This is a genomic window from Azospira sp. I09 (assembly GCF_009177135.1).
Lineage (GTDB): Bacteria > Pseudomonadota > Gammaproteobacteria > Burkholderiales > Rhodocyclaceae > Azospira > Azospira oryzae.
Map to the genome: position 1 here is coordinate 1,985,721 of NZ_AP021844.1, position 19,604 is coordinate 2,005,324.

The 19,604-nt window shown below is 53.4% G+C and carries 11 protein-coding genes; all 11 read left to right on the plus strand.

What is annotated here, in order from left to right; genetic code table 11:
* The first annotated feature begins 76 nt into the window (after positions 1–76).
* The 11 genes from AZSP09_RS20740 to AZSP09_RS09280 all read left to right on the plus strand — a co-directional run bounded on the left by AZSP09_RS20740 (position 77) and on the right by AZSP09_RS09280 (position 19,280).
* The gene (locus tag AZSP09_RS20740; RefSeq protein ID WP_172974733.1) at positions 77–1,045 is read left to right on the plus strand and encodes a TniQ family protein; all 969 of its coding nucleotides are present in this window, start codon (positions 77–79) and stop codon (positions 1,043–1,045) included.
* 261 nt (positions 1,046–1,306) lie between these two features.
* Complete coding sequence (locus AZSP09_RS09235; protein ID WP_152089850.1) at positions 1,307–3,067, plus strand: TnsD family Tn7-like transposition protein; 1,761 nt, start codon at positions 1,307–1,309, stop codon at positions 3,065–3,067.
* A gap of 244 nt (positions 3,068–3,311) precedes the next feature.
* On the plus strand, positions 3,312–4,286 hold the full coding sequence (locus tag AZSP09_RS09240) for a TnsA endonuclease N-terminal domain-containing protein (RefSeq protein ID WP_152089851.1): 975 nt from the start codon (positions 3,312–3,314) through the stop codon (positions 4,284–4,286).
* Positions 4,283–6,559, plus strand: coding sequence for a Mu transposase C-terminal domain-containing protein (locus AZSP09_RS09245; RefSeq protein ID WP_152089852.1), 2,277 nt, complete (start codon positions 4,283–4,285; stop codon positions 6,557–6,559). The genes AZSP09_RS09240 and AZSP09_RS09245 overlap by 4 nt, the downstream gene beginning before the upstream one ends.
* Positions 6,559–7,884: an ATP-binding protein gene (locus AZSP09_RS09250; RefSeq protein ID WP_152089853.1), complete on the plus strand. Its 1,326-nt coding sequence runs from the start codon at positions 6,559–6,561 to the stop codon at positions 7,882–7,884. Before AZSP09_RS09245 ends, AZSP09_RS09250 begins: the two co-directional genes overlap by 1 nt.
* A gap of 355 nt (positions 7,885–8,239) precedes the next feature.
* Complete coding sequence (locus tag AZSP09_RS09255) at positions 8,240–10,582, plus strand: AAA family ATPase (protein ID WP_152089854.1); 2,343 nt, start codon at positions 8,240–8,242, stop codon at positions 10,580–10,582.
* Complete coding sequence (locus tag AZSP09_RS09260) at positions 10,579–12,453, plus strand: UvrD-helicase domain-containing protein (protein WP_152089855.1); 1,875 nt, start codon at positions 10,579–10,581, stop codon at positions 12,451–12,453. Before AZSP09_RS09255 ends, AZSP09_RS09260 begins: the two co-directional genes overlap by 4 nt.
* A gap of 507 nt (positions 12,454–12,960) precedes the next feature.
* A complete protein-coding gene (locus AZSP09_RS09265) occupies positions 12,961–16,584 on the plus strand; it encodes an ATP-binding protein (RefSeq protein ID WP_172974734.1) in 3,624 nt (1,207 codons plus the stop codon).
* Complete coding sequence (locus AZSP09_RS09270) at positions 16,577–17,206, plus strand: condensin complex protein MksE (RefSeq protein WP_152089857.1); 630 nt, start codon at positions 16,577–16,579, stop codon at positions 17,204–17,206. Before AZSP09_RS09265 ends, AZSP09_RS09270 begins: the two co-directional genes overlap by 8 nt.
* Positions 17,203–18,420, plus strand: coding sequence for a hypothetical protein (locus AZSP09_RS09275; RefSeq protein ID WP_152089858.1), 1,218 nt, complete (start codon positions 17,203–17,205; stop codon positions 18,418–18,420). Before AZSP09_RS09270 ends, AZSP09_RS09275 begins: the two co-directional genes overlap by 4 nt.
* Positions 18,417–19,280, plus strand: a complete 864-nt coding sequence (locus tag AZSP09_RS09280) for a DUF7281 domain-containing protein (protein WP_152089859.1) — start codon at positions 18,417–18,419, stop codon at positions 19,278–19,280. Before AZSP09_RS09275 ends, AZSP09_RS09280 begins: the two co-directional genes overlap by 4 nt.
* The last annotated feature ends 324 nt before the right edge of the window (positions 19,281–19,604 follow it).

The window sequence follows — 19,604 nt, forward strand, 5'->3', positions numbered from 1 at the left end:
CAAAAAAATATACCGGCAGACAAGCGAATGGCCCGTTTGACTGGTATTTCCAGGCTTTTTAACGGGGGAACGAACCTTGTCTGAACACCTGAGGCCACTAACCTTCGTTCCCCAAATTTTTCCAGACCAGACCCTATTCAGTTGGATCTGGATGTATCACCGGATGTCTGGGAACGCATCGATCAGCTACTCCGCTCAGCAAATCCTGGGGGCAACCAGCGGGAAATTCCATTTCCACATTCCCTCCCACCTGGACCACCTGTGCTTGGTCACCGAAGGTCTCTTGGGCCCCCCGGAACAGGTCATCCAGAACATGACCGTACTGCCGGCCTATCTCTGGTTTCGCACCGATAGCTTGAAAGCCTCCATCATTGAGAAAGTCCGGTCTCCAAATGTGGCCGGTGTCTCCCAAGCCCTCCGATTGTGGGACCAACGCGACTATGGCGCCATTCCCGCCCGGTGCTGCCCCAGTTGCATTAGCGCAGACCTGGACGATTACGGTATGGCGTACTGGCACCGGAAGCATCAGCTTCCCGGCGTCGTTGTGTGTACAACCCATGGTGAGCCCCTATACAGCCTCCCAGTCGGCCCCCGCCTGGCCAATGTTGGCCGCAGAGCTAATCCCGAGCATGTCGTGGTCCAAGGCGAACGCATCCAAATCGGGGGCAGTAGCTCAATCGACGGCTATGTGAGGATCGCCGAGTTCTCCGAGGCCCTAGCTCAATCCATGTCTCCAGATGAGTCTTGGGCTACACGAATGAGGGCCAGCTGCATTACTGCTCTTTACAGGAACGGATTCATTTCCGACGGGGAGCCCCTAGAGCCGACCCGGGCAATAGCGCTGTTTCAAACAGAACTGTATGCTCGTTTCTCCTCTCCCGACCTGGCATCCTCCACTCTATACGGGGCTAGCAAGCTGCTTTTTGAACTGATCATGGGGCATAGCCGAACGGTTCGTGCAGAGGATTATCCGGTGTTGCTCGGAGGCCTCTTCGAAAGCAAAGAGGGGAGCGGGTTATGGCTAACAGAAAGGCGCCTCCCCTAAGACCATCACCATTTTATACAGATGGTCCAGACGTCTGGATTGTTAGAAAGCCGCATAGAAACACCAGAAAAAAACTAAAAAAACTCGCAAGCAATAGAAAAATGCCAACCATTGTTGGCAGACACCTCGTAAAAAGCTACGTACGCTCGCAGCAATACGAAATTTAAATAATATTAAAAACACACTATATGTAGTAGTACGCCACCGAATAAGACACTACATACAGTGTACATATCTCTGAAATCGTCGTAATTTATAAAAATGACGACTGTTTCTTCTTCTTTACCACTCAGCACGGTTTCAACTGGCGGGGTGTGCCTTCATCCATACCACTACCCGGACGAGACACACAGCTCTCAGGCTGGGCGATACCATGCCCACAGCGCGAATAGCACGACCTCAATCACCTTCCGAGAGCTTTATGGCTGCAAGCCATTCAGGACCACTCATGTCGTTCCGGCCAACTTAGAACAATGGGCTATTCGTCAAACAGGAGATGCCGCACAGATACTGGCCCATTCGCTGAGAGAAACAACCCTTTTCCCTCTCTTCGAAGTTTTTAACAGCATCAAGATTGACCTAACCCCAGATATTGCTGGGCTCGCCAAGCAAATTCAGCAGTTACCCAAACGAATAGTTGGGCAATCCGCCGATATCCGTCTGTGTTGGGACTGCTTGCAGGAGGACCTCGCCACCCACGGCGAGCCCTACATTCATCGCTCTCATCAAATCCCAGGAGTCACCGTCTGCTGGAAACACAGCACAGAGCTACTGGTGACTTGCCCGCACTGTAAATGTCCATTCGAGCATCCGCTTAAGGCGGATCTGATCACCCATCTCTGGAAGCCCTGCGTATGCGGCCACTTCATCGCGCAAGAAGCACCTTGCAGCGTGAAAGCAACGGATGAAAGGCAAGTTCGATATGCATTGTTTGCTCACCAGTTGCTCAACGCTGCCACCACTGAAATCTCCTCCGAGGTCTTAAGCAGTATCTATCGATGGCGGATTCAGGAATTAGGGTTAAACCAGAAGAGCAAGGTCAATCAGCAAAGATTAATGACCGAGCTTGAAAAACACTATGGTTCCACAATCCTCTCGGAAATTGATTTCGCTTATGCCGGTAGACGACTCTGCAACTGGCTAGGCACATGCCTATCTACCAGAGCTCAAGAAGCCCCCCTTCAACGCCACCTCCTCCTAGCGCAGTTCTTGTTTGGCAATAAGGAGGGATTCTGGAAAGTACATGACCTCATCGTGGCCATGCCAGAACAGGAGCGCCCCCGAGCCCTCCGTAGGCTGAAGATTAAGGGCTCTGGCACATCGATATCTGGAGCAGCCGAGAAACTCTCAAAGGGACAGTTGGGACTTCTAAAGCACCGACAGGAACATCCCAACTGGTGCCTAGAAGACTACTGGCGAGAAAGGCCTGGTCTCATCGCTCAGGTTCTCCGAAAGGACTCAGAGCAGGGCCTAGCTTGGATTAACCGAATCTTTGGGATAGCGACAGCACCGGAAACCTCCTGCGAAGCCCCCCAGGTTTCGCCAGATGACGCGATCTTGGCAGAAAGAATAAAAGCTGCGGCCGACAGCCACTACCAGTCAACGCAGTGGCCTAGGAAACTGTCACGCAACGGATTGCTTCATACGATTGGCTGGAAAGGCGGCAAAAGTGCATCGCCCAAAAAATACCCCAAGGCAATAGCGATGCTCCAGGCCTGTGCCGAGTCAAGCTGGCACTTCTATGCTCGTCGCATTCTATGGAGCATTTTCCATTTCAGAGACTCACGGCCTCCTGCCTACAAAGTCGTTCAATTCTCGAAAATTGAAGACAACCGGGGAAAGGACCTGGTTGCGCTATTTCGGGAGCTTGTCCCAAGCGGAGAGCTGCAACGAAATCAAATCGTAAGCATCCTCACGGCTTATGGAATCAGCAAGGACTGGGAAGGGCTCCCTCCCAAAGACTCCTACTACATAACAGGACGACGCTATTTTCGGCGCACCGCCTTGCCACACTCTCTCTAGCCCATTGAGGACTCATTAAGTCGCCATCACGAAAGGAATCGACATGTAGCAAATAAAAAGCCGCACCTAATCTAACTTAGGTACGGCTCTGGAACTGCTGATGCACCCCGCGCCAACGGGGAGCTTTGTGAACATTGCTCATGGAGTATCGCAATCACCAAGTCCAGAGTCAAGGGGTTGTTACGCCTATAAAAAGCATAGGCGTAACAACCGTCAGCACATCAAAAAATGACGAGGACACGCGATGCCAAAATACAAAATTACTGAGGTACGCCTACGTAATTGGATTAGTGGAGGAAGGGGCCAAGGCCTCGGAAATGACTATAAGCCTTGGATTCAAATCAGCAGACAAGACTTCCCCTCTTGTGGCAATTCATCCGTATTCGTCAATCCATTTTCAGGCCGGCAACACCATCTGCTCTCTGATGTGGAACGAGCAGTTTTCCTACAAAATTTAATCCATCCAAACGTATCCGACATCCGGGAGCAATTCCCGATCTGGCCTTGGGAGCATACGGCCCCACTGACTGAACTTAGAAGTCGACTTGGCCAGTACAGTTACCCCAGCCCCAGCATCGCAGCAGGGTCCGTGGATATTGCAAAAAGGATTGGGTTCAAGCATGCCCAGTACCGAGGTTTAGATTTCCCCTTCATCTACACCACGGATCAGTTGGTAACCATTTCCTGGCCGGGCAGGCCTTCAACGCTCCTCGCACTAGCTATCAAGGACTACCGAACGCTTAAATACGGGGGAATTTCCCGGGCCTCCAAAGCGAGCGCAACAAAGAACAAGCGCCGACGGATGTTTCAAAAGCTCCGATTAGAAAAGGCGTACTGGGAGGCCCAAGGAGTTCCATGGCTACTTGTCACCGATCGCCAGATCTCTCAAACCGTCACATCAAACGTGGAATGGGCGCTTTCGGGGGCACTAAGAAAGCCCAATGAAAATGACCTGGGTGCGATCAAGCGACTGTCCTGGGCCTGGCGGCAACTCCCCCAAGGGGAGCTCTGTACATCAATGCTTGAGGCTGCCGCACAGCTGATCGGGGAACGTCGCACCGACACCATCCGGCTGTTCAAGCTATCCCTGCTACTTAACGCGCTCCCCGTAGACCTGACCCATCCCATCCACCTGCTGAGGCCCATTCAAGCTCTGAGAGGAGCCCGAGACCACTTCGGCCCAACCTGGTCATTCCTGAGCAAGCAGGTGACCAGATGAATACCTCGGAAGCTATTACCACATGCTCCACCAGCAGTATTGCCAATCAGATATGCAGAGGCAATGTTCTGAGCATTGGGAAGAGTAACGTCAAACACCTGACGCCAGGCCTATACCGGGTTGTGTGGGCAAATCGACGGTCGAATCGCGCCTATCTCATGCGATTTCCCGACGCCAGCCAAAGCCAACAAATAAGTACGGGAAACAGCCGCAGGAAAATCCGGTTGAAAAAGCCATTCCCGACCCCACTAGACACGCTGGAAAAACTGCTGTCTGGCCACCTTGCCACGAAGGTTAAGGCTGTTATTCCCAAACACCTACGGCGAAGCCTAGATGCACTTACCCAAACAGAACAGAGAATCCTGGACAAGGGACGGCTGATTGTCAGTCACCTTGCGACAGACAAAGACATGCTCTTTGCGCTGGAGAGGGGAATGCTCGGCAAGTACATCGTGGACATTGTCCGGACCTTTGCCAAGCATTCTGCCTACCAAGGCCAGAACATTGGCCGTGACTATATCTATCAGGTGATTTATCGCTACTGGCTGTATGGAAACAGCACTGAAGGCCTTATCGGAAACACGCAGAACTGCGGAGCTCCTGGTTGTTACCGGAATCCGGGAGAAAAGAAGCGGGGGCGCCCCACGAATCTCGTCAGGACAGGTCACTCGCCTAACAGCAAAGGCTTCAATACGACACAGGAGGTCCGGGAAAAAATATGGGTTGCCTGGGAGGCATATGGAGGCGAAGGCCAAGGCTACACAAAGGCCTACCGAGAAATGATCAGAAGGCACTTTCTCGATTGGGAATTAGCTTCAACCAGCCTTTGGGAGCCGAAACCAACCGACAGGAAGATACCGTCAATAGACGTATTCCGTTACTACGTCAAACGGCGCTTTGGTTTCGATGAACTTCAGGCGCAACTCATCCCTCCGCATATATTGGTGCAAACCAAGCAAGCCATCCGTGGGAAGGAATTCGACAATCTTTTTGGCCCAGCCCAACGCTACATGATTGATGCCACGGTTGCCGATGTATGGCTGGTCAGTTCATTCAACAGTTACTGGCTGATTGGAAGACCTATCGTCTACTTCGTTAGAGATGTCTGGTCAGGAATGATCGTAGGTCTTCATGTAGCCCTGGAAGGTCCCAGCTGGAAGACGGCGAGAATGGCGATCTATAACGCCTTTTCACGCAAGGGAAGCTACCTCAGACACTACGGATTCAATCTCACAGATGACGACTGGCCATGCTTCCACCTATGTACCGATCTCATTCATGATCGGGGGGAATTACTGTCTATTCCGAGCTTCGATAGCGCGCGTGATCTTCGACTCTCTTTACGCCCCTGCCCTCCAGGCTCGCCGCAAGAAAAGGGCTCAATTGAGACGTTGTTTCATTGGAACAATACAGAAACGGTCCAATGGCTACCCGGGGCGGTAATAGCTCGCAATCAAGAGTGGGGACGCAGAGATACCCGGATGGATGCATCTTTAACAATGTACCGATTTACCCGCATTCTGATCAGTGCCGTACTGAAGTTCAATCAGACCTGTGTTCTCTCCAATAGATTAGTTGGAGAGCTTGGAGGACTGGATATCAATCCGACCCCCATTAACTTATGGCGATGGGGACTTGAATACCTTAATGGCTCCCCCACCGATGCCGGTAGCGAAGCCCTATGTCGTGGGCTACTCCCCACGGAAACCGCCAGCATACATGCCGATGGAATTCGCTTTGCCGGGATCACGTATGCAGGCGGATTTCTTGAGAAGACTCGTTTGCGCGAGTACGCCCGAGATCGCGGAGCACAAGCAGTGGAGTGCAGGTATGACCCAAATCACCCAGACCTTTTGCATGCATTGAATCAAGAAACTCAGCTATTTGAACAGTTGGTTGCATTGCCAGGACAGCGTATCGACTCCATGAACCGCCTCGAAGAGATTTGGGACAAAGATGCCTACCAGCAACTGGAACAAGATATGCACCGGGAAGAAAACCTCTTGAACTCTATCAGCCACGACCAATTCGTTGCGCAGGAAGTAGCCGCTAGCACAGAGGACAAGAGTAAATACCTGAAACCATCGTCGAAGAAGGAGCACCTTGGCAAGGTAAAAGAAAACCGAAAAATGGAACGAGAGCTGCCCCCCTCGTTACTTAGTGGGACTCCTAACACGGCAATACCCTCACCATCCGTTGCTTCACTCCCCTCAACCACACCTTCCGTTCCCCAGGACATCCTGGATCTTCTGCTCACACCTACAGGGGAGTGATGATGGCCAACTTTATGAACAGTGCAGTAGCCTGCTATACCGAACAAGGACCAAGTGCCTACCGAGGCAACCCACTAATTGAGGCATTACCGCCAATTCGTACTCACAAAGAAGTTCTCGATTACTTTAAGTACCTTCCAGACCTGAACATTGAGGAAGACTTAAAACTTCCACTTGAACAACGCTTGCAATGCGTCTTTGATATCGATGATGTAATCATCCCATCTCCGGCGGTTTTTGAGGTTGAAGAAGGACTATCCGCCATGTTGCGCCGCGGCTATCTATCCAGAAGCCCTTACGACCCAGGCTTCCGTCGTACTGCACTCAATGTCCGAAAAGCTCTATCGACAGCCCCACCTCCACCCAAGCATTTCTCAAAAACGACCCTGTCCATGCTGGTCACTGGGGTCAGTGGGTGTGGAAAGACAACACTCGTGGAGCGTCTTCTGGAGGCATACCCCCAGGTAATTGATCACCGTCGGTACAAGGGTCATTCACTACCGCTAAAGCAGCTTGTATGGATTAAAGTCAATGCCAGCTTTGATGCAAGTCTCCGGGGCCTAATCCTATCGATTTTTGAAGCAATTGATGATGCGCTCGGCACTGAGTATCGACAGCAGTACGAAAGGGCCAAGGCCACAAATGACAGCCTGATCGGCGTGCTCGGACAGGTATTTATGACCCATTACCTTGGGGTCCTATTTGTTGATGAAATTCAGTGCCTTCTTCTAAGGGGGAAGGATGAGGCAAAACTGGCACTGAATTTTTTCTTAAAAATTGGAAATGTTTGTAAAGTCCCCATCATCTTTAGCGGGACCTACGCTGCAGTCACCCTGTTCTCATCTGTAGCTAGAAATGCTCGTCGAGCATGCAGCGCTGGTTACCACGACCTTAAGCTTGTGGAGGATGCCACCGACCCATTTTGGAACCAATGGTACCTAGGGGTACTGTGGAAAAGATATCAGTGGGTCCCAAAACCACTTCCACTATCCCCAGAAATCTCTTCTGAAATGTTCAACCTCACGCAAGGGATCATGGCCATCGTGGTTGCACTTCATCGGGCATGTCAGATTTATGCCATCCGAAACGGACTAGAGTCCGTGGACATAGAGACGATCAAAAAGGTCTACGACGAGCAGTTCGTCATGCTGCATAAAGCACTTGCAGCGTTACGTTCAAAAAGCAGAGCTCATCTTGAGCAATTCGAGGATTTATTGCCTCCAAAGGAACAATTGAAGATGTTGCTATCTCCCTCGACCTCCGACGTACTTATCCAACGGCTAACTGAGATGCGACAGCAGTTGCTGGAGGAAAGCTCAATTTAGGCTCGGGACGATTCAAAGTTGTCCATGAACCTAACATTGTGACCGACACACAAATGCCCAAGTCTGCATAGTGGCAGTCAAAAAACTACAGTTTCGGTTGTAAATTCTAACGATAAAAGCTAATGAACAATGATGTTGGCTAATCGCCATAAAGCGAAAGCCACTCTTACGAGTGGCTTTTTCGTCTGGTTTTCGGCCGAAGCGTACAGCTAACTCTCGCTTTCGATCGACAGCCTTGAATGGATTGCTGACGGTCGTAGAAACTCATTCCTCGTATTCAAATGCGCTGGCAGGATCGACGGTGGCAGAGCGATAATGCCAAGCGGATTGACTGTCGACGGTAGTGGGGGCGAATATGCATATTCAGCACGTAGAGATCGGAAATTTCCGCAAGCTGCAAAGCGTACGCGTGGATTTTGCCGATGAAACAACGGTTTTTGTTGGCGCGAATAACAGCGGTAAGACGTCTGCGATGGTGGCCCTTCGCCACTTTCTCGTAGATCGAACGGACTTCTCGATTAACGATTTCACCCTTTCCAACTGGGCGAAGCTCGATGCTCTGGGGGCATCCTGGGAGAAGCCTGTTGCCGGCGATGCTGAACCGGGCTTCGACTGGGACGCTGTCTTGCCCCACCTTGACCTCTGGCTGAACGTTCCTAAGGAGGATCTTCACCATGTCCAAAAGATTCTTCCAACCTTGGATTGGGCAGGAGCACACATTGGCGTTCGTCTTCGCTACGGACCAAATGATGTGCAGGCATTCAGACAGGAGTACCTGACAGCCAAGCTGGCGGCAGCTGATGTTTTGAATGCCACCGCATCGATCGATGGAGGTGACAAGACGACAGTGCAACTGGTGGAAGGTTTTGCGTTGTGGCCGAGATCCATGATGGACTTCTTGTCACTCAAGCTGCGGGCGCTCTTCGAAGTCCGGGCATACCTTCTTGATCCGGATAAGGTCGTCTTACCAACGAATGGCATCGCGTCACCGCAGGCTTTGCCGGTTGGCAGCGAACCGATTGAGGGGGACCCTCTCAAGAAGATCATCCGGATCGATGAAATTAGCGCGCAACGTGGCTTCGGTTTGGTTACGACCTCTGCTCGCTCAGACGATCCGAACGAGGAGATGAAATCGAGAGGCGGGAAAAAGCTGTCTATGCAGCTTCGAAACTACTACATCCAGCATCTTGACCCATTTGATCAGCCCGAGCCGAAGGATATTGAGGCCTTGCAGGCATTGCACGAAGCGCAGACCGCGTTTGGGAAACGCCTGGAGTCCTGCTTTTCAACGGCATTGAAGGAACTTGAGGATATTGGCTACCCAGGAGTCACTGATCCGAAGCTCACAATTACCACATGTATCCAACCTATCGACGGCCTAAATCATGCCTCGGCCGTCCAATATGAAGTACCGACGCACCTCGGCGCAGCGGGGGGAGCACACCGGCTTCCAGAGGACTCGAATGGCCTGGGCTACCAGAACCTTGTGTCGATCGTATTTGCCCTGATGAGCTTTCGCGACAAATGGATGAAGGTCGGCAAGGCCGCAAAGTCAGGCGATGTGGAGGGCGCTTTGATTCCTCCGCTTCACCTGGTGCTGGTGGAGGAGCCAGAGGCTCACCTACACGCGCAGGTTCAGCAGGTCTTCATCAAGCAGGCTTATGACGTTCTGCGCAAACATGAAAAGCTCAAGGGATCGAGTGACCTTCGTACTCAGCTGGTGGTCAGCACGCATTCCAGCCACATTGCACATGAAGCCGACTTCGCCTCTTTGCGGTACTTCCGCCGGCTTCCCCTCAAGGCAATTGACGGCGCCGTGCCCCTCTCTTGTGTAGTCAATCTTTCTGAGACTTTCGGAAGCGAGGACGAGACGGCTCGCTTCGTTAGGCGATATCTCAAGGCCACCCACTGCGACTTGTTCTTCGCAGACGGGGCAGTGCTCGTTGAGGGACCTGCCGAGCGCATTCTTGTACCGCATTTTGTTCGCAACCGTTCACAGTACGATTTCTTGAAACGCTGCTATGTCACATGGCTTGAAATCGGCGGAAGTCATGCTCATCGCCTGAAACCCTTGATAGAGCATCTGGGCCTGAATACGCTGATCATCACGGACATCGACGCTAAGGACGCGGACGGCAAGGCTGTGCCTCCGGTTCGAAGCACCGGGCTCAAAGCGAGGAACGAGACACTGAAGACGTGGGTCCCAAAAGAGGAGGGGCTCGATGCTCTACTTGATGCGAAACCTGCAGATCTCGTTTTGTCGGACAAGGCTGGCTTCGCCGTTCGCGTTGCCTACCAGCAGCCAATTCAGGCCACTTTTTTAGATGGCAAGCCGACCGAGGCCTTAGCGAACACATTCGAAGACGCTCTAGTGTATGAGAACATCAAGCTGTTCAAGTCGATGAATGGCACTGCCTTGCTTGGACGCATTCGGAAGTCTCTTGATGAAGCAGGAAATCTTGGGGAGCTCGCTGAAAGACTGGCAGCCGATCTGGCCAAGGGCGGCAAGGCTGAGTTTGCCATGGAGCTTCTCTGTAGGGCCGAAATCGACAAAATGGTTGTTCCAGCCTACATCGATCAAGGATTGCTTTGGCTGGCTAACCAGCTCAAACGCAAAGAAGAGGGAGTGTCGGGAAAGGTCCCGGTCGGAGCGGTGAGCGCGGGCGACAAAGTCGTAGCGGCAGAGGTGGCCGAATGAACCAAACCGCGGAGATTGCAAACGATGACCATACGGATGCCCACGTCGATGAGGAAATTGCGGATTGCCTAAATCTCGATGCCCCAAGGAGCTTCTTTCTCTTTGCTGGCGCGGGTTCCGGAAAGACAAGCTCGCTCGTTGCTGCGCTCCAACATGCTCAGCGCACCATGAGCGACCGGCTCAGGGTCAAGGGACAGCGGATCGCTGTGATTACCTTTACGAACGCCGCAAGCGATGAGATCAAAAGGCGATTGCTGTTCGATCCTTTGATCGATGTTCGAACCATTCACAGTTTTGCTTGGTCGCTTATAGAGGGGTTGAATCACGACATCCGCGAATGGTTGCGTGTTGATCTTGCAGAAGACATCAAACAGCTGAAGGCGGAAGAAGCCAATGGCCGACCGGGGACCAAGGCGTCGGTGACGAGATTGAGCAAGATTGAATCGAAGACTAAGCGCCTCGGAAACCTGGAAAACATCAAAGCCTTTGCGTATAGCCCGAGCGGTGACAACCGTGGGCGCGATGCATTGAATCACTCCGAAGTCTTGCAGCTCACGGCGTATTTCTTAAGGTCTAAGCCAGCCATGCAGTGCATTCTTGCCGGCCGCTACCCGATTCTGCTTATCGACGAGAGCCAAGACACCAACAAGCATCTCATCGACGCGCTTTTTGAAGTTGAAACCAAGCTCAAAGGCAAATTTCTCCTTGGACTTCTCGGCGACATGATGCAACGCATCTATGCCGACGGAAAAGAGGGGCTCGGTGACGAACTGCCAGAGCATTGGGCGACTCCAGGGAAGAAGCTGAACTATCGCTGCCCTAAGCGCATCGTTACCCTCATCAACAAGGTCCGCAGCACCACAGACAAACAACATCAGGAGCCCTGTGCTTCAGCGAAGGAAGGCGTCATCAGGTTTTTCATCCTACCAAGTAACCAGGAGGGGAAGCCTGCTGTGGAGCAGGCGATTGCGCGACATATGTCAAAAATCACGGGTGACGAAAAGTGGAGCGAGCCGAAGCTGGTTAAGACATTGACTCTTGAGCATCGTATGGCGGCATCGCGAATGGGCTTTCTCGATGCATTCGTTCCTCTGTACGATCTGGAAAGTTGGCGTACCAGTTTCCTCGATGGTTCGTTGCCGATTTCGCGGTTCTTCTCCGATCAGATCCTTTCTTTGGTTCGGGCAAAGCTGGCCAACGACCGCTTTGCGGTAGCCCGCATTGCCAAAGCCTACTCACCGCGTCTTACTCAAGCGGCACTCCGTGAATCTGTTGAACCGCAGAAGCTGCTTGAGGGTGTGAATACTGCCGTCGATATGCTCATGGACCTCTGGAAGGACGGTGCGGATCCAACGCTCTTGGAGGTTCTGCAATGTATCGCGAAGAACGAACTGCTTGAGATTCCGGAAGCTCTGAAACCTCATGCCTCGGGAGTGATAGACAAGGCTGCCGCTAGCTCTTCTGTGGATGATGAGCAAGTTGATCGTCAGACCGAACGGGATTTGGCCATCCAGGCGTTCCTAAAAGCTCCGTTTTCACAGATTGAGCCAATGGCCGAATACCTTTCCGGGAACGCACCTTTCGATACCCACCAGGGGGTCAAGGGGCTTGAATTCGACCGCGTCATGGTAATCATGGACGATGCCGAGGCAAGAGGATTCCTGTTCAAGTACGAAGACTTGTTTGGCGGCAAGGAGGTTGGCAACAAGACGGTGGAGAACACAAAGAGGCTCTTCTATGTGACTGCCAGTCGTGCTAAAGAGAGTCTTGCCCTTGTCGCGTATTCTTCGTCGCCCGAACGCGTACTGCGCTTTGTTCTAGGGCAGGGATGGTTTGTTCAGGATGAAGTTATCGTAGGCGTGCCTACCTAGGTCTGCGGACCTAGATAAGCCCAGAAGCCAATTGCTTTGCCGAATCTCAACGATATACCGATACGCAGTTAGAGAGCTCACAGGAAACGCATCGGGTCGCGAGTGCTAATTTGTGAGGTAGAAACCGCCCGTTCTACCAGCCACCTGCCGAGTGGCTGGTAATCGACGTATTGCTGACCAAGATGGGGCGGTACGTGAATGGCCGTTTTGGCCTACGATCTGTCCTCGGCCTAGATAGGCTTTCCCGGACGCGATAAGTAATGACAGCTTTACTCAATATTCCAGATAATATTCCATAGAGATATTTCACGTGGAATAATCCGTCTGCAGTCGCTCAAAGTCTGAGGCCTTACCATCCGGAACAGAGAGATGAACCGTACCGAGCGTTGGTACAAAATCGACCAAACGCCCTACAAGCGGTGGGTGATGCCAATCGATGTGTGGCGCTGCATTTAATCCACTTCACCAGTTAAGGTAGGGGTTCGGAATGGGAGGTAGTAATCATTGTTGAACACGCCGGAAGCTGATTATTTCGCCCTGCGGCGGCTCATTCTCATAGACGCCTACCGCAAAGGCGCCATCACTGAACTAAAGCTAGACGGCCACACCTCCCTTACCGGGGCGAATGGCGTGGGCAAGACGTCGCTGCTGCGACTGATCCCCTTGTTCTATGGCGAAAGCCCGAACAAGCTGGTGCAGGGCGGTGGCGTGAATCAGTCCTTCGTGCAGTACTACCTACCCCACACCACCTCTTTCATCGTTTTCGAGTACAGCCGACGCGGCAAGGTATGCATGGTGGTGTTACATGCTTCCCGCTCGGGCGAAAGCGTTTACTACCGCTTCATTGATCAACCATTTTCTTTGGAGCGGTTCCGCGACGAGTTTGGTGACCTTGTCATCGGCCCAGATCTCAACCGCCACATCCGGAAGCGAGGCGAGTTCTGCTCCGAACAAATCACCGCTCTTTCGGATTATCGGGCCATCATTCAAAACGCCGTTTCTGGAAACCGCGATCACCGGACGTTGGCGGCGAACTTCTCGTTTGTCGGGCCGGGTAGCCGTCTGAGCCATGTCGAAAAGATCGTGACCGGCATGTTTTCGCGGGTGACGAATTTCCGCGACATCAAACGGATGATCGTTTCCTGCATTGTCGATGACAAAACCAGTATCCGGCTTGAATCCAGCAAGACGACCATGAAGGACTGGGTGCGCGAGTACCGAGCCTACGCGGTGGTGATGGAACAAGCCGGTCGCATGCGGGATTTCCAAGCAGCGCAAATGCGCCACGAAGCGGCTGCGCGGCAACTTCAGCTTGTTCACACCGATTTCGCCCGTCTGCAGCAGGTGCAAGAAACTGCAATCGAGCAGGCAAAATCAAGGGTAGGTGAGATCCAGGGCGAGATGCAACTCCTGGAAGACCAAACCAACGCTAAGTTGCGCGAAATCGGCAGTAAATTAGGCGTGGCCGAAGGGCAGGTTAGGAGCCTGAGGGGCACCCTGCAGGGGCTGGAGAAGCAATACCGCGCCTACGAGAAGGAAGATCTTCCTGGCCTTGCCCGTTTGGTCGATGCCTTGCCGCAGCTGGCCGACGATCTGGAAACGAAAGACAAACGGGAGAAGGCGCTACTCGGAGAGTCGCAGGATCTGGCCAACCGTTATGCCGAGCTGCGCAATTTGCGTATCGAAGCCTTCCATACGCTTGAACGGGAAAAGAATGCGCTGAAGGAGCCAATTCGAGTCAGAGGCCGAGACGAGGAAACGCAAGCGCGGCAAGCGGCTGAGGAGGCATGGCAGGCCATCGTTGCGGAATTCGATCTACAGGAAAACGCGATCATTAACGCGAAGGAGCTGCTGGTCGAGCAATTGGGCGGGCTAAAGCAGGCAGCTGAGTATCCGCAAGCCAGCCCCCAGGTCGCTGCTACCAAAGATCAGGCGCGCACTGAGCGTGACACAGCAGCGGAGGCCGCTGCCACAGCGCTGTCGGCATATGAGGAAGCAAAGACCGCGCACCAGGCAGAGACGGAAGCGTTTCGTGCCATCGATGACCAAATCCAGGATCTACGAGAGCGAGAAAAGAAGGATCAAGCGGTGCGAGAGCACCTGCTCTCCCTAAGAGATGCCGCGCCAGGCACCCTGCTGCATTTCTTGCGTGAAAACCGTCCAGACTGGACCAGGGACATCGCAAGGGTTGTCCCCGAGGAACTGCTGTTACGCACTGATCTGACGCCCACGCTGGTCAGTGAGGAAGCTCTTTCTCTGTATGGAGTCGGCCTGGATCTGGCTGCGCTCGATGTTCCGAGGGCAGCCGACGAGGATGTGCTGAGGCAGAAAATCGAGGAAGTCGATCGGGCCATTGAGCGGCATCACCGAGATGCAATGGCCAAGGAAAAAGAACTGAAAGCCCAGTCCGAACGCGTTCGCCAGGCGAAAACTGCCTCTGACGACAAGCAACGCCTTCATGTCCAGGCCGCAAACTCAGCACGATCATGCCAGACAGCCTTCGAGGCGACGGAGCGGGCATTGGCAGAGGATATTCGTCAGGCCGGCATTCGTGCCCGACAGCAACTGCAAGAAGTCCAGCAATCTGTTGAGAAGAATAAGCAGGCGCTGAACACACTCAAGTCGACCCGAAACGCACGCAAGCAGAACCATGAAAGCGAGCTGAAAAAGCGCTTGGCGGTAATTGAAGCGCAGGTTAAGGCCGACATTGGTGAGATTGATCAGGTCATTGCATCAGCAAAATCATCCTGCGATCAGGACATCGGTGCGTTGAATAAGGAGTTGGACTCGGCGTTGAAGGCACGGGGCGTCGATACCGCTTCGCTCGAAAAGCTTCAGAAGGAGAAATCCGAGGCGCAGGAGAAGTTGCAGAAAGCCAGAGCCAGTGAGGCCAAGGTCGGCGATTGGCGGCGATGGTTGAAATCCGAGTGGGAAACCCGCTCAGAGAAAGAGGCTGAATTGACGATTGCGGAAGCCAGTGTCCAGCAGTTGCTGGAGGAGGAGTCCCGGGCACGAAAGGCACGCGAAATCAAGCATGGCGAGCTGGATAAGGCGATCAGCCAGGTCACTCAGGAAAAGGCCAAGGTAGAGAAACTACATGGTTTCGTGGTCAGGCGCCGAGAGAGGCTGACCCGTTGGCCGGCGGATCCCATCGGGCCGCTGGCCAAACCGGTGCGAGACCAAGATGCCCTGGAAGCAGATATGGATCGGCTGCTCCTGGATATCCAGAATGAGGAAGCACGAGCACGAGAGGCGTTGACACCGATCAAGCGAGTGTTCTTTGAGTCGCCGGGCACCACGCCCTATCAGTTCTATGACAAGAAGCGTCTGGAGCTGGGTCCGGATCAGGACGGTGCTTTGCCATTCCTGTGGCTTGCTCCCATGCAAGAGTGGTTCGAGGCCGAACACGAAAATACCCGCAGGTTGCTTTTGAGCCAGTGCCGTAACTTCGCCTCGGGCATCCACGAGTTCCATGATCGGCTCGATGGCTTCAAGCGCAAGGTCGGCATCTTCTCGAAGGACTTGCAGGAGAACATGGCGGCATCGACTCATTTCCGCTTCATCAGCAGTGTGGCGGTGCGTATCACCACTTCATTCGATGGCTTGGATGGTTGGGACAAAATCAAGCAGCTGGACGAGGAGTACAGCGTGTGGGCCGGCAAGGACAGCAACGATTTGCCAGGGCCCGCGTTCGCTGATGCGGTGGATCAGGTCAGCGATTGGCTGCAGGGCCGCCATACCCTGGATGTGAAGCTGGAAGACCTGCTTGGTCTGGAAATCGATATCGAGGAAGCGGGGCAGCCGAAAAAGACGGTAAAAGATGAAGGGCAATTGCGAGATGCTTCCAGTAACGGCCTTTCCTATCTCATTCTCTGCGTCGTGTTTGTCGGCTTGATCAACAAGATTCGCGCCGGCCAACCTGTACAACTGGTCTGGGCCTTGGACGAGCTGCGCGATCTTGATCTCGACAACGTGAGAGTTCTGCTGGATATGTTGGCGGATAATCAAATTCACTTGGTTTCCGCCTTTCCCGACCCCGAGCCTGAAATCCTGGCCCTACTGAAGAATCGGTACGCCATCCAGGAAGGGCGTCGCCTTGCAACGTTCCAGCCGGAGGTGGCCAATGTTTGAAGCGACGGTCATCAAACTTCTGGAAGGGGCGTTTGTTTGCCGGACGGCATACCCTGATCTGTTTTCCTTTCTGGAGGATGAATCAACCCGCCGCCAGGTGGACGGTTATCTGACCCAGATCGGCCGGCGTCTGGCCGCGACTGCCCATGGCGAGGCGTACTACGCAGCCCACCGAGCGGTTGGGCCCAGCGAACGAACGGAAATCAGATCCCTGTTCAAGGAAGTGAAGCACGAGCTTCGGCCTGTGCTGGGTTTCCTTAACCTGATCATGCAGGCACAGCGTGCTGACCGAACCATTGGTACGGGCGATGTGATCGATTTCCCCAAGACGCTGCTACACATCTCCGAGAACCCGCATCTAGGTGAGATGTTGCGGGGCTTTGCGGCGCTGGGGAAAGAGTTCGCATCCAGTGATGCCAGCTTGCGCACCTTGCTGGATCGTTTGTTGCAGCAGATGGTGAAGACTGGCTACCTCATCCCGGATCGACAGGGCGATCGCTTCGAGGTCACTGGCAAGATCGATTACTTCTACGAAGTCGTTGATTTCCTTGCCGAAAATGAGCAGGCCATTCGCGAGGCACAAGACCAAGAATCAGAGGGCGAGACAGGGAGGTTGTTTTGAGTCGTGATGGTGTAAAGCACCTGATCGGCCGCCTGGCCACTCACCAGCATCTGGTTTCCCACGCCTATTACAACAGCGAGTTGATTAAGGATGAGGAAAACGCTCAAGGGATTGAATTATTGCAACAGCACAAGGTGCTGATCCCGCGGGGCGATGATGCCTACACTCTTCACACTACCTTCCGCCGCTTTCTGGACGCGGCCCTGAACATCGAACGGCTGTACAGCATTGGCTCCGATCTTGGCGTCGCGTTTGAGCGGCTTGAGCAGCTGACGAATGCACTGTTCGATATCGCTCATGAAGGGCAAATGGAAGAGCGCGAGCGGATTGAAGACGAGATCCGCCAATCCATCTATGAGATATCCGACAATTTGGCTGCCGATCTGGAGCATCTAAGAACTTTGGTGGAGAACCGGTTCGGCAATGTGAGTACTCTGGCCGAGAAGAAGCGCCAGAATGCCTATTACATTGGCCGCACGGAGAAGGTAGTACGGGCAATCGAACTTTTTACCCTGTCCGACCTGGGCGAGAGGATCCAGACCCAGGGCGCGTTTGCGAACATTGCCGCCATGTTTCGTGCCCAATTGCAGGAACGCCTGCCTTCATTCCGGCAGAACCTGAGCGATATCCTGGAAATTTTGAAGCAGTATCTGTTTGAGTACCGTGAAATCGAGGAACAGACTCGACGGGTGCGTAGCCTATGGTTCTATCTTGAACGTCATCCTGTCTATGAGTTGCAGGACTGGGACGAATCGGCGCATCCCCAACCCTGGCTGCTGAAGGCATCAGGTCTATCTATACGCAGCCATCCGTGGGTCCGAGATCCGGAATACACCGATGCTCTTGCCGCTCTCGCGAGCGATATTGCACCGCCGACCCTTCGCTTACCTATTGAGCGACCTCGCGGAACGCTCATTGAGGAGGATCAAGCGCCGACGGTAATCCTTCAGATCAAGCCCTACCAGCGAGCTATCGAGAATCTCATCGCCACCTGCAAGTCGCAGAATCTCTGTGCATCTGCCTTGGAGTGGTATTCCGACCACCCTGCCGACCTCGGCGGCATGAGCGTTTCGGTCTGGTTGCAATGCGTACTTGAAGATCTCGGGCCAAGAAAGAAGAAGGAACTCGGAATTACTGTGGTCGCCGAAGAGTCGCTCGACCCCATATTTACCGGCAATGTCGTGGTCTGCGATGTACATGTGGGGCCAGCATGATGGACAAACGGCTCATCAATACCTTGCTGCGGATCTTTCATTCCCCTGAGACCCGCTTTACCTCCGGGCGAGCAATCAGTGATTTCTGTGTTGAGTACAACCTCGGAGTACGGCGGGGGAATTCTCTCGTATTCAATGATGCACATAAGGCAGAGATCGGGCGAATCCTCAAGGGGGAACTGGGTATCGACCCATCGACAACGACAGCCGATAGCTGGAAAGGCTTGGGTAGAGCAGAAAGTCTGATGCTCGCCAGGGACGAAAAGCTGACCAGTCGTACTGTCGGGGATCACAGATTGAGGGTGAAAGCATTGCCCGGACGCGTTCTGCAGGTTGCTGGTGGTAGCTGGTCCCTGCCGGATCGAGCCGATCTGGGGATGGATCTCAATGTAGTTCTCGGGAGCGAAATCGGTCACGATGCTTTGCTGATAATCGAGAACCTGCAAACCTTTGATGACATCCACGCGGTAGATTCGGAGGTGATGGACAATTTGACCTCGCATGATCCCCTTGTGATTTATCGTGGCGATAACCAAGGTGGCGCGCGAGCTGATGCTGTTCATGCGCTAATCAGTGGTACGGGGCTGCCGGTTATCGCATTTGTTGATTTTGATCCCGCCGGCCTGATCATTGCATCTGGCTTGCCAAGGCTGGATATGGTTTTGGCCCCCCCTCTGCAGGACTTGGCGGAAATTATCCAGGTCAGTGGTATTGCCAAGCGCTATCTCGAGCAAGTGGCGATGGCCGCTCACGCTATGCAGCGGATTCAAGGAGACGCTCGTATGACCCCTCTATGGCGCGTCATTCATGCTGCTGGCAAGGCGCTTCCACAAGAGTATTTTCATCGCCGCTCGAAATAGCCGATGGTGCTCACGATTTGAGCCAGCCTCTTTCGGACTATAGGCCCATGCAACAACAACCGGATATACGTTGATATGGGAACTGTCCGGAAAGTTGTGTACGGCAGTTATTGCTTTTCACGAAAAGGTGTCAGCGGCCCAATCCATTCCATGGGTGTGCGTTGAAATGCCGCCCGCCAGCAGCACCACATTGACATCCAGGGGCTCTGGCCTCCATCTCTCATGACGGCACTCCAGGTGCAGGTCGGAATATAGGGTGACCCTTGTCATAATCTCTCTAGCGACTTGGAACCAGGTCCTATCAAACCGTGCAAAACCGTCCGT

What these genes read in the sequence shown, in the direction of transcription:
- AZSP09_RS09235 (WP_152089850.1), top strand. Translation starts at nt 1,307, where the DNA reads ATGACGACTGTTTCTTCTTCTTTACCACTCAGCACGGTTTCAACTGGC.
- AZSP09_RS09240 (WP_152089851.1), top strand. Translation starts at nt 3,312, where the DNA reads ATGCCAAAATACAAAATTACTGAGGTACGCCTACGTAATTGGATTAGT.
- AZSP09_RS09245 (WP_152089852.1), top strand. Translation starts at nt 4,283, where the DNA reads ATGAATACCTCGGAAGCTATTACCACATGCTCCACCAGCAGTATTGCC.
- AZSP09_RS09250 (WP_152089853.1), top strand. Translation starts at nt 6,559, where the DNA reads ATGATGGCCAACTTTATGAACAGTGCAGTAGCCTGCTATACCGAACAA.
- AZSP09_RS09255 (WP_152089854.1), top strand. Translation starts at nt 8,240, where the DNA reads ATGCATATTCAGCACGTAGAGATCGGAAATTTCCGCAAGCTGCAAAGC.
- AZSP09_RS09260 (WP_152089855.1), top strand. Translation starts at nt 10,579, where the DNA reads ATGAACCAAACCGCGGAGATTGCAAACGATGACCATACGGATGCCCAC.
- AZSP09_RS09270 (WP_152089857.1), top strand. Translation starts at nt 16,577, where the DNA reads ATGTTTGAAGCGACGGTCATCAAACTTCTGGAAGGGGCGTTTGTTTGC.
- AZSP09_RS09280 (WP_152089859.1), top strand. Translation starts at nt 18,417, where the DNA reads ATGATGGACAAACGGCTCATCAATACCTTGCTGCGGATCTTTCATTCC.